The organism is Mycobacterium venezuelense (assembly GCF_054919535.1).
In genome coordinates this window covers 149,450-164,735 of record NZ_JBONDW010000010.1, presented here as the reverse complement: position 1 = coordinate 164,735, position 15,286 = coordinate 149,450, and the positions used below count along the sequence as shown (strand labels likewise).

Sequence of the window (15,286 nt, the reverse complement as noted above, 5' to 3'; positions counted from 1 at the left end):
TCAGCGCTCCAGGGACACCAGCGGCAACCACTTGGCGATCTCGCCGGCCCGCGAACCCGACATCTGCACCACACCACCCGCGGCCGCGATGTCGAGCAGCCCCGTGGCCAGCAGCAGCCAGGTGCGCGGATCGGTCTCGACGACGTTGGGTGGGTTGCCACGGGTATGACGCGGGCCTGAGATGCACTGAACCGCAACGAACGGTGGCACACGGACCTCGACGCTGGCGCCCGGCGCCAGCGCGGCCAGGGTGCGGGCCGTCAACCGGACTGCCTCGGCGAGTTCGGTCCGGGCGGGCTCGGGGCTGTCGGCGTCGCGCAACCAGTCGGCAACGGCCGTGACCGCCGCACGCGTCTTTGCCGGATCGGCACTACGACGGGCTGCCATACCTTAGTGTCTCAAAGTGTTTGCCGATCGCCACAATCCGCCGTACAAAGCGGCCGGTGCGGTGTTCCTGGTGGTCCTGGCTCTCATCCTGACGCTCATCGCGCTGATGTTCCGTGGAACGCTCGAGCCCAAGGCACAGCTGACCCTGCTGACCGCGCGGGCCGGGCTGGTGCTCGACCCCGGCTCCAAGGTGACCTACAACGGCGTGCCGATCGGCCGAGTCGCCGCCGTCCGCACCGCATCCGACGACGGCCTCAAAGCCAGAGTGGTTCTCGACGTCGAACCGCGCTACCTGAGCCTGCTGCCGGCCAACATCGAGACCTCGATCCAGGCCACCACGGTGTTCGGCAACAAGTACGTCGCGTTCCGGTCACCGGAAAAGCCCAGCACACAACGTGTTTCGACCACCACGCCGATCGACGTGTCGACGGTGACCACCGAGTTCAACTCGTTGTTCGAGACCATCACCAAGATCACCGAGCAGGTCGATCCGATCAAGCTGAACCAGACGCTGTCAGCAACGGCACAGGCGCTCACCGGCCTCGGCGACAAATTCGGAAGATCACTCGTCGACGGCAACACGATCCTCGATGACCTCAATTCGCGGATGGCCCCGTTGCGCCGCGATGTCAGCGGGCTGGCCGACCTGGGTGAGATCTACGCCGCGTCCGCCCCCGACCTGTTCGCCGGGCTGGACAACGCGGCTCGCAGCGCAACCACGCTGAACGTTCAGCGCAGCGACATCGACGCCGCGCTGATCGCCGCCATCGGGTTCGCCGGCACCGGTTCGGACATCCTCGAGCGCGGCGGCCCGTACCTGCAGCGCGGCGCCAAGGACCTGATCCCGACGTCGAAGCTGCTCGACGACTATCGCGGCATGATCTTCTGCACCATCCGCAACTACCACGATGTCGCACCGGGGCTCAAGCAGGCGTTCGGCGGCGACAACGGCTACTCGCTCGAGTCGTACGGGACGCCCATGGGTGCGGGCAACCCGTATGTCTATCCGGACAATCTGCCACGTGTGAACGCCAAGGGCGGCCCGGAAGGCCGGCCGGGTTGTTGGCAGAAGATCACGCGTGAGCTGTGGCCCGCACCGTACCTGGTGATGGACACCGGGTTGTCGATCGCGCCTTACAACCACGCCGAGATCGCGTCACCCCTGTTCGTCGACTACGTGTGGGGCCGCCAGATCGGCGAGCCGACCATCAATCCATGACGTTGACATCAACTTCCGTTGAGGTTCTACGTTGGCCGTATGACCTTCAAACCTCATGAACTGGCGTTCCTGAACGAGGCCGATCTGGGTCGGCTGGCCACCATCCAGCCCGACGGCACACCACAGAACAGCCCGGTCGGATTCAGCTACAACGAGCAGCTGGGCACCATCGACATCGCCGGCTACCGCATGTCGCACAGCCAGAAGTACCGCAACATCGCCCACAACAACCGCGTGGCGTTCGTCGTCGACGACATCACCTCACGCGACCCGTGGCGCGTCCGCTGCCTGGAGATCCGGGGCACGGCCGAACAGGCACACGTCCCGGTATCGACCGGCAAAGGCGGCGACGAGCTGGATGCCGCGATCATCCGCATCACACCGCAGCGCATCATCAGCTTCGGCATCGACGATCAGCAATCCGAACCGCACCAGCTCGTACCTGACATCAGATCGGTGTGATCGGCTCTACCATCACACGGTGGGGGGAAATCAGCGGTCGGCCGGCGGTATCGCGCTGGTAGTGGCCATCGCGCTGTCCGGCTGTGCGTGGTTCGGCGGTGACGGCGGGCGCGACCGTTTCGTCGCACCCGGATCGCCGAAGCTGTCGCCGTCGGGTGACTACACCGCGGCCGTCGACACCGGAGCGGCCCAGAACGGCGTCGAGACCTGGGTCGCGCTCATCATCGACGAATCGGGAGCCGAGGTGTTCCGCGACGACTACGCCTACAGCACCCGGCACGGAACCGGCGTCACCTGGCTGTCCACCCACGATCAATTGTGGCTGCTGTCACGCGATGTAGGTGCGGCACACGTCGACCGCGGTACCGATGGCAGTTGGCGCAAGACCGCCGTCACCCCCGAAACACGCGTGCCCACCGAGATCCGGGAGTTGATCGATGCCTAAGCGTGCGGTGTCCGGCCGTGAGCAACCCGGATACGTCCCCGCACCACTGCAGCCGTGGCGCGCGACGGGCCTGTCGCTCGCGGTGATCGCCAGCGCAGCCTTCAACGGGATCGGCACGCTGTGTGCGGCGATTGTGGCGGCTGCGGTGATCTATGCACTGGTGCGGCTGCACCGCGACGCACCGCAATCGCCGTCGACCGGTGATCTGGTCGCCTCGAAGCTCGGCTCGATGGCCGGGAGGTTCACGAGCCTCATCCAACTGGTCGCCTACGCCGTACTCGGGGTCGGAGCTGCCGCCGCCCTCGGACTGCAGCCGTTGACCGGCGTCGCCGATCCCGAGACCGCACTGGCGAGCTGGTGGTGGCCGGCGTGGTCGGTCACCACCGTCGTCGCCGCGGCCGCGATCGTGGCGCAGCTGCCGACGAGGGCGGTCGGGGCCATGGCCGCGGTGCTGGCCGGCGTGGGCCTGCTCGTGTACTTCTACCTCGGACTGGCGGTCATGGCGAAGGTGGCATCGGGCACCTCGCCCCACATGTACGGTCCGGCCGGCTTCCCGTCGGCGCTGCTGATGATTGCCGCGGTGATACCTCTCGCGCTCGGGCTCGCCGGGTTCGAAGCCGCGACGGCAGCCAGCAGCAGGCTGTCGTCGGTCGGCCGTCCGCTCGGCGCCGCGGTGGCGGTGACGGTGTTGTGTGCGGCGACTCTGCTGGTCGCCACCAACATCAGCACCATCGGCGGATTCCACTACGACGCCGGCTACCTCTCACTCATCGCGGTCGACCTCTTCGGAGAACTCGGCCGGTACTGCCTGATCACCGGTGGCGTCTGCCTCAGCGCGGCCGCGGCGCTCGCGGCGATGTGGGCAGCAATGTACGTGAGCCGTCGGCTGTTCGGTGCAGGCCTCGTGCCCGCCGTGCTGCTGCCCGCCGCGATGTGTGTCCTCGCCGTCGCGATCTGCCGTTTCCAGACGGCCGTCGGCAGTGTGGCGCTGCTCACCGCGGCGCTCTTGTTGCTGATCGTCTATCTGCTTGTGGCCGAGGCGAATTCACGCATCGAAGGCGACGGGCTGGCCGCACAGGCGCCCCGCGCACTGATGGCGGTGGTCCTCGTCGGAGCGGTGTTGATCCCGTTGCGTGCCGATGATTTCGCGGTGCAGTCGCTGTGGCCGGTCGCCGTCACGGCCGTCGTCGTAGGCGTCGCAGCGCTACTGGCCCGCGTTGGTACGCAAGCGCAGCGATCGCCCCTGCCTCATTGATCGCCAGGTGCGCCAGCATCGGCGCGGCGAGGCTGCCGGACCGCCTCGCGAGCCAGCCAAGGGCCCAGCCTGCCACACCGGTGACCAGCACAGTCCCGATGACCGGTTCTCCGGTCGCGCGCGCATCGGCGATGTGCGACAACCCGAACGCCGTTGCCTGCACAAGCTGACCGCCCACGGGTCCGAATGCGGCCGCGCCCACCGTGGCCAGGGCGGCCCGAAACGCCGCCTCCTCCGACCAGACGGTGCCGAGCGGGATCCGCAGCAGCAACCAGCCTGCCGCGGGCGGCAGTTCGCGCACCACCATCGCCGCCCGCACCGCGGGGATGGCCGTGGTCGCCGCAACCCCGGCCGACAGCGCACCCGCTGCCGCCGCTCCCATCCGGGCCCCGGCCCACAGCGCGGGCGGACGCAGGCCCGGCCGCGTCCGGGTCACCACCAGCAGCCCGGATCCGATCATCGCCCGGATCAACGGTTGCCAGCGCGCGGGCAGGCGCGGATCGACCAGACCGTTCCACCCGACGAGGCCCGCGGCCAGTGCTATCGCACCTACCTGCTTGCCGCGCATCAGTACTCGGGGCCATCGTTGGCCGCGGTCTTCTGCAGCGCGATGCGGATCCGTTCAGTGTCCTCGGGCGTCCAGCCCGGCGGCGGCGCGACCGCGGCCCATCCGTCGAGCACCCACTCGCCGTAGTTGTGGCCGTGTCCGGCAGGCACGCTCGAGGCATTCGTCATGTCCGCGGCGACCTGCCAGAAGGTGATGATCGGGTACCAGCGCATGGATGCGGTGCGGTCTCCGCCGGGCGGCTCGACCAGCCAATCCGGTTGGGAAAAGAGGAGATCGGTCGACCACCAGACGATCGGATCGGACGGATGCTGCATGAACAGCACACGTGTGCCCTCCCACGGCTCAGCCGCGTCACGAGCAATCTCCTCGGCATCGGCGGCCTGCGAGAACCGAACGGTGCGGCCGTTGTCGTAGCGCGGCCGGACCTCCGGAGTGCCAGGGTCCCGCCGCACCGTCAGACCCCGCCACAACGGGCTGGCGTTGGGTGGGCCGACCCACAGCACTGACGAGAAACCCATTCTGGATATGTCGGGCAGCCAACCGAACGCGCCCTGCCCGGCCATCGATCCCAGGCTCTCGCCGTACAACGCCAGTTTCGGCCGGCGTTCCGGCGGCAGCTTCTGCCAACGCGCCTGGATGGCATCGATCATCAAGCGACCGGTCTGCATGGATCTCTGCCGGTCACCCATGAACGAAATCCAGCTCGGCAGATACGAATACTGCATGCCGACCATCGCGGTGTCGCCGTTGTACATCAACTCGATCGCCCTGGCCGCCAGCGGGTTGACCCAGCCGGTGCCCGTGGTGGGGACGATGATGAGCACTTCGCGATCGAACGCATGGGTGCGTTCGAGTTCACTGAGCAGCACCGCGATTCGCTGCTCGTCGGTGTCCGCGGTCTGCAGGCCGGCATAGACCCGGATCGGCTCTCTGGCCGGGCGCCCGTTGACCTCTTCGAGTTCCTCGGCCCGCGGACCGGTCGCGACGAAGTTGCGGCCCTGGAAGCCGAGCGTGTCCCACGCCGCGAAAGATGCTGGGCTGCCGGATCTTTCGGGTTCCATCGGCTGCGCCACGCCCTCACGCGTGGTGGTGTTCTGCGGCTGGAACACCTGGCTGGCCCCCGCGAGGAATCCTCGGTAGATCACGCCGTTGACGAGCATGACCACCAGCACCACCACGATGGCGGTGCCGATGAACTGGGCGACCTCGCGGTGCAGATGCCAGCGCCGGATGAGCACCTTGGCCAGCAACCGTACGGTGTCGCGCAGCACCCGCGCGGTGGCGATCAGGGCACCCGCGACCGCGACGGCGATGATCAGCGTGCGCAGGTAGCCGAGGGTCGCGGGGCCTTCGATGCCCATGAGCCGCGACACCTGTCGCTGCCACGCCGCTGCCGGGATCAACATCAACACGCAGGCCGCGGCCGAGCCTCCGACGATGACCGTCTTGGCCCACAACAGTACCCACCTGCGTGGCGGCCACCACGACCGGTTCCGTAACACGAAGCGGTACAGGCCTTTTCCGACGAGCACGCCGAGGCCATACCCGATGGCGGCGTTGATGCCGCCGATCAGGCCGGCGAACAACCAGTCCCGTGGCAGCAGCGACGGGGTCAGTGACAGGCAGAAGAACAGCGCACCGGCGGCGATGCCGACGAAGTCCAGTCGGACCAGGCTCCAGGCCCAGAGCAGCAGAGGGTGACGTTCGGTGTGGTTGTCGACCCTCACCCGAACAGCCCGGGCAGCACGCCCTCCGACGTGCTCCGCAGCTCCGAAAGGGTGATGCTGAACTGGCCCTGCACTTCGACCGAATCGCTGCCCTGGTCGGTAACGCCGATCCGCGTCACGGGCAGGCCCCTGGCCTCGCACATCGACCGGAACCGGCTCTCCTCGGTGCGGGGCACCGCGACCAGCACGCGGCCCGCCGACTCCGAGAACAGCGTCACGAACGGGTCGGCCCCTTCGGGAATGATGACGCGACAACCGGTTTCGCCGGCCAGGGCGGCCTCGACAACCGCCTGGATCAGTCCGCCCTCAGACAGGTCGTGTGCGGCGGAGATCAGCCCGTCGCGCGACGCCGCGGTCAGCACCTCGGCCAGCAGCTTCTCGCGGGCCAGATCCACCTTCGGCGGCACGCCGCCGAGGTGGTCGGCCGTGACCTGGGCCCAGATCGACCCGTCGAACTCGTCGTGGGTGTCACCGAGCAGCAGCAGCGTCTCGCCCGGTTCGGTGCCCAAACCGGTTGGGATACGGCGCTTCACATCGTCGATCACACCTAGCACGCCGACCACCGGGGTCGGCAGGATCGCGGTGGTGCCGGTCTGGTTGTAGAAGCTCACGTTGCCGCCGGTGACCGGAATACCAAGGGCCGCACAGCCATCGGCGAGTCCGCGCACGGCCTGGCTGAACTGCCACATCACGCCCGGATCCTCGGGCGATCCGAAGTTGAGGCAGTTCGTCACCGCGACCGGGGTGGCCCCGGTGACCGCGACGTTGCGGTAGGCCTCGGCCAGCGCCAGCTGCGCACCGGCGTACGGATCGAGCTGCGTGTAGCGGCCGGACGCGTCGGTGGATACCGCGATGCCGCGTCCCGTGGACTCGTCGATGCGCAGGACGCCACCGTCGGCGTGCTCGGCGAGCACGGTATTGCCGCGCACGTAGCGGTCGTACTGCTCGGTGATGAACGCGCGGCTGCACAGATGCGGGCTGCCCACCATCGCGAGCAGGGTCGCCCGCAGTTCGTCACCGGTCGACGGCCGCGGCAGTTTGGCGGAGGTGTCGGCGATCAGCGCGTCCTGGGTGTCGGGACGGGCCACCGGCCGCTGGTAGACCGGGCCTTCGTGGGCAACGGTGCGCGGCGGGACGTCGACGACGGTCTCGCCGTGCCACGTGATCTGCAGCCGGTCCCCGTCGGTGACCTCGCCGATCACGGTGGCCAGCACATCCCACTTACGGCACACCGCCATGAACGCCTCGACGTTGTCCGGGGTGACGACGGCGCACATGCGCTCCTGCGATTCGCTCGACAGGATCTCGGCCGGGGTCATGTTCGCCGCGCGCAGCGGCACGGTGTCGAGCTCGACGCGCATACCGCCGTCGCCTGCTGAGGCGAGTTCCGAAGTCGCGCAGGACAATCCGGCACCGCCGAGGTCCTGGATCCCGACAACCAGACCGGCCGCGTACAGCTCGAGGCAGCACTCGATGAGGACCTTCTCGGTGAACGGGTCGCCCACCTGAACGCTCGGCAGCTTCTTGCGGCCTGCCGCCCCGCTCTCGTCGCCGCCGAACGTGTCGGAGGCCAGCACCGAAACGCCGCCGATGCCGTCGAGACCCGTGCGGGCGCCGAACAGGATGATCTTGTTCCCGGTGCCCGACGCGAACGCGAGATGCAGGTCTTCCTTGCGCAGCGCGCCGACGCACAGCGCGTTGACCAACGGGTTGCCTGCGTACGACGGGTCGAATACCGTCTCGCCGCCGATGTTGGGCAGGCCGAGCGAGTTGCCGTAGCCGCCCACACCACGCACGACGCCGTCGAGCACGCGGCGCGTGTCGGGGGCGTCGGCCGCACCGAACCGCAGTTGGTCCATGACCGCCACGGGCCGGGCGCCCATCGCCATGATGTCGCGGACGATGCCGCCGACGCCCGTGGCCGCGCCCTGGTAGGGCTCGACGTAGGACGGGTGGTTGTGCGATTCGACCTTGAACGTCACGGCCCAGCCGTCGCCGATGTCGACGACGCCGGCGTTCTCGCCGATGCCGGCCAGCATGCCGGCCCGCATCTCATCGGTGGTGGTCTCACCGAAGTAGCGCAGATGCACCTTGGAGGATTTGTAGGAGCAGTGCTCACTCCACATCACCGAGTACATCGCCAGCTCGGCGTCGGTGGGCCGACGGCCGAGAATCTCGCGTATCCGCTGGTACTCGTCGTCCTTGAGGCCGAGTTCGCGGTAGGGCTGGGGGTGATCGGGGGTGGCGGCTGCCCGCTGCACCGAGTCGATGTCGTGGGTGAGCTCAGACGTCACGGAGCCAGTTTAGTTTGTGTTCGCTGGTAGGCGCGGGCAGCCGCTGGTGCGCCGACGCCGTGGACGACGACGCTGCCAGAAACCGCGACCACCAGGACGAGTGCGACCGTGTGCTCGGCCACCCCGCCGAGCGCGTTGAACGCGAGCAACCCGAACACGATCGACGTGACGCCGCGGGGCCCCAGCCACCCCAACAACAGCCGGTCGCGCCAGCTCACCCGCGATCCGAGCATCGCCGCGAGCACCGGGATGAGCCGCACGACAGTGAGTGCGAGCAGGCAGAACACCACCAGCCCCAGCGGCACGCCTGCGCTCAGCGCGACCACGGCCGTCAGGCCGAACACGAACCACATGAGCGCGGCGAGCAGGAACCCGACGTCGTCGACGAGCTCGAGTTCGGCGCGGAACGTGGGCGAGGACCGCAGGTTGTTGAACGCGAGGCCGCAGACGAACGCCGACACGAACCCGTTGCCGTCCACGCCGAGGCTCACGCCGAACGCCAGCAGCGGCGCGGCCACCAGGATCAGGCGTTTGGCCTGGCCGGTCATGAGACCACGCCGTTCGGCGGCGTTGGTCAGCAGCGCCAAGCCGGCGCCGACGACGACACCGACGAGCAGGGCCTTGGCCGCGGGCGGCACCGCGGCTGCCAGCGCGTCCAACGGGGTCCGTGCGTGGGTGTGCTCGGCGGCCAGCACCACCGCGAACAAGAAGATGGGCGAGACGATGCCGTCGTTGTAGCCGGCCTCGACGTTGAGCAGTCCGCGCACCCGTTCGGGTATCCGCTCGTCGCGCAACAACGTCGAGGTCGGCGCGAAGTCGATCGGTACCACGATGCACGCGATGACCAGCAGCACCGCCCAGGACAGGCCCGGCAGCAGCCACAGTCCCAACAGCACCGAGAGCGCAAGGCCGAGCGGCATCGCGATGAACAACAACCGCAGGGCCGTCCGCGGATCCCTGCCGAGAAAACCGCCGCGCACCTCGGTGGCGTCGACGAACAGCAACACCGCGAGGATGATCTCGGCGACATGCTCGGCGGTGTCGGTGTTGAGGGTTTCGGCCAGCACGTCCTGCGTGGTGAACCCGACTGCCACCCCGGCGAGCACAAGGATCATCGCGGCCGTCAGCCGCATCCGTTCCAGCCTCCGCGACAGCAACGACCATGCGGCCAGCACGACCGACACCGCGATGAGCGACAACACCACGGACGTGATCTTTCCAGCGCCACCTCAGGTTATTCCGGTGGCGACACGGGTAGCCCCGGCGCATGAGCCAAACAGTCGCCGAACATGTCCTTGACCGTCTCCGCCAATGGCAGGTCGAACAGGTCTTCGGCTATCCGGGCGACGGCATCAACGGGCTCGTTGCCGCGTTCGGAAAAGACGAATCGGCCGGACCCAAGTTCGTGCAGGCCCGTCACGAGGAGATGGCCGCGCTCGCGGCGACCGGTTACGCCAAGTTCTCCGGCAACGTCGGCGTGTGTCTCGCCACGTCGGGTCCCGGCGCCATCCATCTGCTCAACGGGCTTTACGACGCCAAGCTCGACCACACCCCGGTCGTCGCGATCGTGGGCCAGACGGCCCGCAGCGCGATGGGCGGCAGCTATCAGCAGGAGGTCGATCTGCAGGCGTTGTTCTCCGATGTCGCCAGTGACTACCTCGTCGAGGTCAACGTCGCCAGTCAGCTACCGAATGCGCTCGACCGGGCCTTTCGCACGGCGCGCGCCAGGCGGGCGCCGACCGCGATCGTGATTCCGTCGGATCTGCAGGAGCAGCCGTACGAGCCGCCCGGCCATGAGTTCAAACAGGTCCCGTCCAGCGGACCGCACGATGCCGCGCCCGTGCTGGCACCCGACCCGACAGCCCTGCGGGCCGCCGCCGACATCATCAACGACGGGTCCAAAGTGGCCATCCTGGTGGGTCAGGGCGCCCGTGGCGCGGCCGACGAACTCGCCCGCATGGCCGAGCTCACCGGGGCCGGGATCGCCAAGGCGCTGCTCGGCAAGGACGTGCTTTCCGATGACCTGCCGTATGTCACCGGGTCGATCGGGCTGCTCGGAACACGCCCCAGCTATGAGCTGATGCGCGACTGCGACACCCTGCTCATCGTCGGCTCGAACTTTCCCTACAGCCAGTTCCTCCCCGACTACGGTCAGGCCCGCGCGATCGAGATCGATATCGACGGCGCCAACATCGGCATGCGCTACCCCACCGAGGTCAACATCGTCGCCGATGCGAAAACCACACTCGCTGAGCTCATTCCGCTGCTCACGGCGAAATCGGACCGCGGCTGGCGAGAGACCGTGGAACGCAATGTGGCGCGCTGGTGGGAGACCGTGGAACGCCAGTCGATGCTGTCGGCGAAGCCGGTCAACCCGATGCGGGTGGTGTGGGAACTCTCGGCCCGGCTGCCGGACTACGCGATCGTCACGGGCGATTCGGGTTCGTCGACCAACTGGTATGCCCGGTGTCTGCGGTTCGGTCCGACGACGAACGGGTCGCTTTCGGGCACGCTAGCCACCATGGGCTCGGCTGTGCCCTATGCGATCGGCGCGAAGTTCGCCCAGCCCGACCGCCCGGTGATCGCCCTCGTCGGCGACGGCGCGATGCAGATGAACGGGCTGGCCGAGTTGATGACGATCCGGCGTTATCACCGGCTGTGGGCGGATCCGCGGCTCGTGGTGTGCGTGTTCCACAACAACGATCTCGCGCATGTCACGTGGGAACTGCGCGCGATGGGCGGGGCGCCGAAGTTCGAGGAGTCGCAGAACCTGCCGGACGTGTCCTACGCCGACGTGGCGACGGCCATGGGCATCCGTTCGATCACCGTCGACGACCCCGAGCGGCTCGGAGCGGCGTGGGATGCCGCGCTCGCCGCCGACGAGCCCGTGGTGCTCGATGTGCACACCGATCCGGAGGTTCCTCCCATCCCCCCGCACGCCACCTATGAGCAGATGAAGGCCACCGCCGAGGCCGTGGTCAAAGGCGATCCGAACGGCTGGCACCTGTTCGCCGAAATCGCCAAGAACAAAGCGGCCGAACTGCTTACGCGTACGGGTTTGCCTTCTCGGAGCCAGGGGTAGGCCCACGACGTCACCCAAAAATCAAGAACCGAAGGAGAGTGACCCAAACCCATGAGCGCAACCACCGAATCCGGCCATGTGACCGGAACCAAGGACAAGAACTACAACCTCATCTGGTACACCGAGCAGTGCCTGGAGAACGCCCTGCGGATGGAGACCTACATCGCCGACGCCGAACGTGACGGCGACAACGAGGTCGTCGAGTTGTTCCGCAAGGCCCAGTCCGACAGCCGCAAGGGTGCCGAGATGGCCAAGCAGCTGCTGGCCAGCCGCATCAAGTAGAGGACTGTTCGGCCGCCGCAATACAGAATGCGTTGCCCTCGGGGTCGGCCAGGACCACCCAGCTGAATTCAGGTCCGAAGCTGTGCCGTCCCGTTTCGCTGGCCCCGAGTGACACCAACCGTCCCACCTCGGCCTCCACGTCCGAGGCGGTGAGGTCGAGGTGTACGCGGTTCTTGCCCGGAGTCGGATCCGGGACCTTCTGGAAACCGAGCCGCGGACCGTCCGGCCGCATCAGCGCCACGAATTCGCCTGGCGCAAAGGCAGTTACGTCGCCCCCGACAGCTCCCGCCCACCACTGGGCGAGCGCGTCGGGGTCGGTGCAGTCGAAGGTGATCATCTCCACGCGCAGCGTCATGGGGCAGACCTTAGATCACGCCGGTGACAAGAAAGCCCGCAGAGCCGCCGAGTAGGCCGCGACGTCGTGGGCGCCCATGAACTCCCGCGCAGAATGCATGGCGAGCTGGGCCGCGCCGACGTCCACGGTCGGTATGCCGGTGCGTGCCGACGTCATCGGTCCGATGGTGGACCCGCACGGCAGGTCGGCACGGTGCTCGTAGCGTTGCAGCGCCACGCCGGCCTGATCGCAGGCGAGGGCGAACGCCGCCGCGGTGCGGCCGTCGGTCGCGTAGCGCAGGTTGGGTTGCACCTTGAGGACCGGCCCGGCGTTCACCGCGATCTGATGGCCCGGTTCGTGGCGGTCGGGGTAGTTCGGGTGCGTCGCGTGCGCCATGTCGCCGGACGCCACCATCGAGCCGGCGACCCGCCGCAGGAAATCCTCCCTGGTGCCGCCCGCGGACAGGGTGATGCGCTCCAGCACGGTCGGCAGCAGCTCCGATTGCGCGCCGTGATCGGAGGTCGAGCCGACCTCCTCATGGTCGAACAACGCCAGCACCGGGACGTGGACATCGGCATCGGCGGCCAGGAACGCCTCCAGCCCCGCGTAACAGGTCGCCTGGTTGTCCAGCCGGGGCGCGCTGACGAACTCGCCGCCTGCGCCCGTGACGGCCGACGGAGTCAGGTCATGTGTCATCAGGTCGAAGCCGAGGACGTCGCCTTCTGCCACACCGGCATGCTCGGCGACGAAGCCGACGAACGAGCGCGGCCGCTCCCCCAGCCCCCACACCGCGTTGACGTGACGCTGCGGGTCGGGGCTGACCCCCTTGCGGTCGTCGGACAGGTGGATCGCCAGCTGTGGCACGCGCAGGATCGGATCGTCGATCCGGACCAACCGATGGTCGATACCCGCGCCGCTGCGGACCGAGAGCCGCCCGCTGATGCCGAGGTCACGGTCGAGCCACGAGTTCAGCCACGCGCCGCCGTACGGCTGCAGCGCGACCACCCGCCAGCCCGCGACGACCCGGTCCGGATGCTGCTTGACGCGCAGATTGGGGCTGTCGGTGTGACCGCCCACCACCCGGAAAGGGCCGGCGCCGGTTTTCCAGGCGACCAGCGACCCCGCGCGCACCGTGAAGAAGTTCCCCGTCGCCGGCCAGCGGTCCGTCTCGGCCAGCTCGGTGAAACCGGCCGCACGCAACCGGTGCGCTGTGGTGGCGCACACATGGAACGGCGACGGTGAGGCGTCGATGAATTCGCACAAGCTCTGGGGGCTAGCTGCCATATCTCTATCTTGACCGGGATTTCGGCGCGCTCCGCGTTAGGGTCTCGATGTGCCCGCACCACAGCCCCAACCGGTACTCGCCCCGTTGACGCCTGCCGCCGTCTTCCTGGTCGCGACGATCGACGAGGGGCAGGAGGCGACGGTTCACGACGCACTGCCGGATATCTCGGGTCTGGTCCGCGCCATCGGGTTCCGTGACCCCACCAAACGTCTCTCCGCGATCGTGTCGATCGGCTCCGACGCGTGGGACCGGCTGTTCTCCGGGCCCCGCCCCGCCGAGTTGCACCGCTTCGTCGAACTCCATGGGCCGCGCCATCACGCCCCGGCAACCCCGGGCGACTTGCTGTTCCATCTGCGTGCCGAGTCCATGGACGTGTGTTTCGAGCTCGCCACCAAACTCGTCGAAGCCATGTCGGGGGCGATCACGGTCGTCGACGAAGTGCACGGGTTCAAGTTCTTCGACAACCGCGACCTGATGGGTTTCGTCGACGGCACCGAGAACCCGGACGGGCCCGTCGCCGTCAACGCGACCCAAATCGGCGACGAAGACCCGGATTTCGCCGGCGGCTGCTATGTGCACGTACAGAAGTACCTGCACGACATGGGTTCGTGGAACTCGTTGTCCACCGAGGAGCAGGAGCGGGTGATCGGCCGCACCAAGCTCGACGACATCGAGCTCGACGATGCGGTGAAACCCGCCAATTCACATGTCGCGCTGAACGTCATCGAGGACGCGGACGGCAACGAACTCAAGATAATCCGGCACAACATGCCGTTCGGCGAGATCGGCAAGGGCGAATTCGGCACGTACTACATCGGATACTCGCGCACCCCCGCCGTCACCGAACGCATGCTCAACAACATGTTCATCGGCGATCCGCCCGGTAACACCGACCGCATCCTCGATTTCTCGACCGCGGTCACCGGTGGATTGTTCTTCTCGCCCACCATCGACTTTCTCGATGATCCACCGCCTCTCCCGTCGGAGGAAAGCCAACGACCGCAAGTGACGGTCACCGCTCCGGTCAGTCATGACGGCTCGCTCGGTATCGGCAGTCTGAAAGGAACCCGTTGATGAACAACCTGTACCGCGAACTTGCCCCGATCACCGAGTCCGCTTGGGCCGAGATCGAATTGGAGGCCACGCGGACGTTCAAGCGCCACATCGCCGGGCGGCGCGTTGTCGATGTCAGCGACCCCGGCGGTCCGGTCACCGCCGCGATCAGCACCGGGCATCTGCTCGACGTCAACCCGCCCGGCGACGGCGTGATCGCCCACCTGCGCGAGGCCAAGCCGCTCGTGCGGCTGCGGGTGCCGTTCACGGTGGCCCGCAAGGACATCGACGACGTCGAACGCGGATCGCAGGACTCCGACTGGGATCCGGTGAAGGACGCCGCCAAGAAGCTCGCGTTCGTCGAGGACCGCGCGATCTTCGAAGGCTACGAGGCCGCGTCGATCGAAGGCATCCGCAGCTCGAGCTCCAACCCCGCGCTCGCCCTGCCCGACGACGCCCGCGAGATTCCCGACGTGATCGCCCAGGCACTGTCGGAGCTGCGGCTGGCCGGCGTCGACGGGCCCTACTCGGTGCTGCTCTCGGCCGAGACCTACACCAAGGTCAGCGAGACCACCGCGCACGGCTATCCGATCCGCGAGCACATCAATCGCCTCGTCGACGGCGAGATCATCTGGGCGCCCGCGATCGACGGCGCGTTCGTACTGTCAACCCGCGGCGGCGATTTCGATCTGCAGCTCGGCACCGACGTGTCGATCGGCTATCTGTCCCACGATGCCGAGGTGGTCCACCTGTACATGCAGGAGACCATGACGTTCCTCTGCTACACCGCCGAGGCGTCCGTCGCCCTAACCGCCTGAGTCCCCCCGCCTGCACCGCGAGCGTGCGTGTCTGCTGCCCGCCACGCCGTATTTCAGCAACAATTTGCGCACGCT

Annotated in this window: 15 protein-coding genes; 8 read left to right on the top strand and 7 right to left on the bottom strand. The window is 67.8% G+C overall.

Features of this window, described 5'->3' with window-relative positions:
* Nucleotides 1-387, bottom strand: coding sequence for a sterol carrier family protein (locus ACRCUN_RS18395; RefSeq protein ID WP_462143060.1), 387 nt, complete (start codon nt 385-387; stop codon nt 1-3).
* A 16-nt stretch (nt 388-403) separates the two neighbouring features.
* On the opposite strand from ACRCUN_RS18395, the gene ACRCUN_RS18390 reads away from it, so the two are divergent.
* The 4 genes from ACRCUN_RS18390 to ACRCUN_RS18375 are packed head-to-tail and all read left to right on the top strand — an operon-like array spanning nt 404 to nt 3,768.
* Nucleotides 404-1,606, top strand: a complete 1,203-nt coding sequence (locus tag ACRCUN_RS18390; protein ID WP_462143059.1) for an MCE family protein — start codon at nt 404-406, stop codon at nt 1,604-1,606.
* Nucleotides 1,607-1,645: 39 nt separating this feature from the next.
* Nucleotides 1,646-2,068, top strand: coding sequence for a PPOX class F420-dependent oxidoreductase (locus tag ACRCUN_RS18385; protein WP_462143058.1), 423 nt, complete (start codon nt 1,646-1,648; stop codon nt 2,066-2,068).
* Between the two features lie 19 nt (nt 2,069-2,087).
* Nucleotides 2,088-2,513, top strand: coding sequence for a hypothetical protein (locus tag ACRCUN_RS18380; RefSeq protein ID WP_462143057.1), 426 nt, complete (start codon nt 2,088-2,090; stop codon nt 2,511-2,513).
* The gene (locus tag ACRCUN_RS18375; RefSeq protein ID WP_462143056.1) at nt 2,506-3,768 is read left to right on the top strand and encodes a hypothetical protein; all 1,263 of its coding nucleotides are present in this window, start codon (nt 2,506-2,508) and stop codon (nt 3,766-3,768) included. Before ACRCUN_RS18380 ends, ACRCUN_RS18375 begins: the two co-directional genes overlap by 8 nt.
* Here ACRCUN_RS18375 and ACRCUN_RS18370 read toward each other — a convergent pair.
* The 4 genes from ACRCUN_RS18370 to ACRCUN_RS18355 are packed head-to-tail and all read right to left on the bottom strand — an operon-like array spanning nt 3,689 to nt 9,562.
* Nucleotides 3,689-4,336: an Rv0804 family intramembrane glutamic endopeptidase gene (locus ACRCUN_RS18370; RefSeq protein ID WP_462143055.1), complete on the bottom strand. Its 648-nt coding sequence runs from the start codon at nt 4,334-4,336 to the stop codon at nt 3,689-3,691. The genes ACRCUN_RS18375 and ACRCUN_RS18370 overlap by 80 nt on opposite strands.
* The gene (locus ACRCUN_RS18365; RefSeq protein ID WP_462143054.1) at nt 4,336-6,063 is read right to left on the bottom strand and encodes an alpha/beta hydrolase; all 1,728 of its coding nucleotides are present in this window, start codon (nt 6,061-6,063) and stop codon (nt 4,336-4,338) included. The genes ACRCUN_RS18370 and ACRCUN_RS18365 overlap by 1 nt, the downstream gene beginning before the upstream one ends.
* Nucleotides 6,060-8,333 (bottom strand): phosphoribosylformylglycinamidine synthase subunit PurL, encoded by a 2,274-nt coding sequence (gene purL / locus ACRCUN_RS18360; protein ID WP_462143143.1) that lies wholly within the window; start codon nt 8,331-8,333, stop codon nt 6,060-6,062. The genes ACRCUN_RS18365 and purL overlap by 4 nt, the downstream gene beginning before the upstream one ends.
* 20 nt (nt 8,334-8,353) lie before the next feature.
* On the bottom strand, nt 8,354-9,562 hold the full coding sequence (locus ACRCUN_RS18355; RefSeq protein ID WP_462143053.1) for a cation:proton antiporter domain-containing protein: 1,209 nt from the start codon (nt 9,560-9,562) through the stop codon (nt 8,354-8,356).
* 62 nt (nt 9,563-9,624) lie between these two features.
* Between ACRCUN_RS18355 and ACRCUN_RS18350 the strand changes: the two genes are divergently transcribed.
* Complete coding sequence (locus ACRCUN_RS18350) at nt 9,625-11,439, top strand: thiamine pyrophosphate-requiring protein (protein WP_462143052.1); 1,815 nt, start codon at nt 9,625-9,627, stop codon at nt 11,437-11,439.
* Between the two features lie 51 nt (nt 11,440-11,490).
* Nucleotides 11,491-11,721, top strand: a complete 231-nt coding sequence (locus ACRCUN_RS18345) for a hypothetical protein (RefSeq protein WP_462143051.1) — start codon at nt 11,491-11,493, stop codon at nt 11,719-11,721.
* Here ACRCUN_RS18345 and ACRCUN_RS18340 read toward each other — a convergent pair.
* Both ACRCUN_RS18340 and ACRCUN_RS18335 read right to left on the bottom strand, forming a co-directional pair.
* Nucleotides 11,714-12,076, bottom strand: a complete 363-nt coding sequence (locus ACRCUN_RS18340) for a VOC family protein (RefSeq protein WP_462143050.1) — start codon at nt 12,074-12,076, stop codon at nt 11,714-11,716. The genes ACRCUN_RS18345 and ACRCUN_RS18340 overlap by 8 nt on opposite strands.
* A gap of 15 nt (nt 12,077-12,091) precedes the next feature.
* The gene (locus ACRCUN_RS18335; protein WP_462143049.1) at nt 12,092-13,339 is read right to left on the bottom strand and encodes a M18 family aminopeptidase; all 1,248 of its coding nucleotides are present in this window, start codon (nt 13,337-13,339) and stop codon (nt 12,092-12,094) included.
* Nucleotides 13,340-13,388: 49 nt separating this feature from the next.
* Here ACRCUN_RS18335 and ACRCUN_RS18330 point away from each other — a divergent pair, with 49 nt between their 5' ends.
* On the top strand, nt 13,389-14,414 hold the full coding sequence (locus tag ACRCUN_RS18330) for a Dyp-type peroxidase (RefSeq protein ID WP_462143048.1): 1,026 nt from the start codon (nt 13,389-13,391) through the stop codon (nt 14,412-14,414).
* Nucleotides 14,414-15,211, top strand: coding sequence for a family 1 encapsulin nanocompartment shell protein (locus ACRCUN_RS18325; protein ID WP_462143047.1), 798 nt, complete (start codon nt 14,414-14,416; stop codon nt 15,209-15,211). Before ACRCUN_RS18330 ends, ACRCUN_RS18325 begins: the two co-directional genes overlap by 1 nt.
* Nucleotides 15,212-15,286 lie beyond the last annotated feature (75 nt).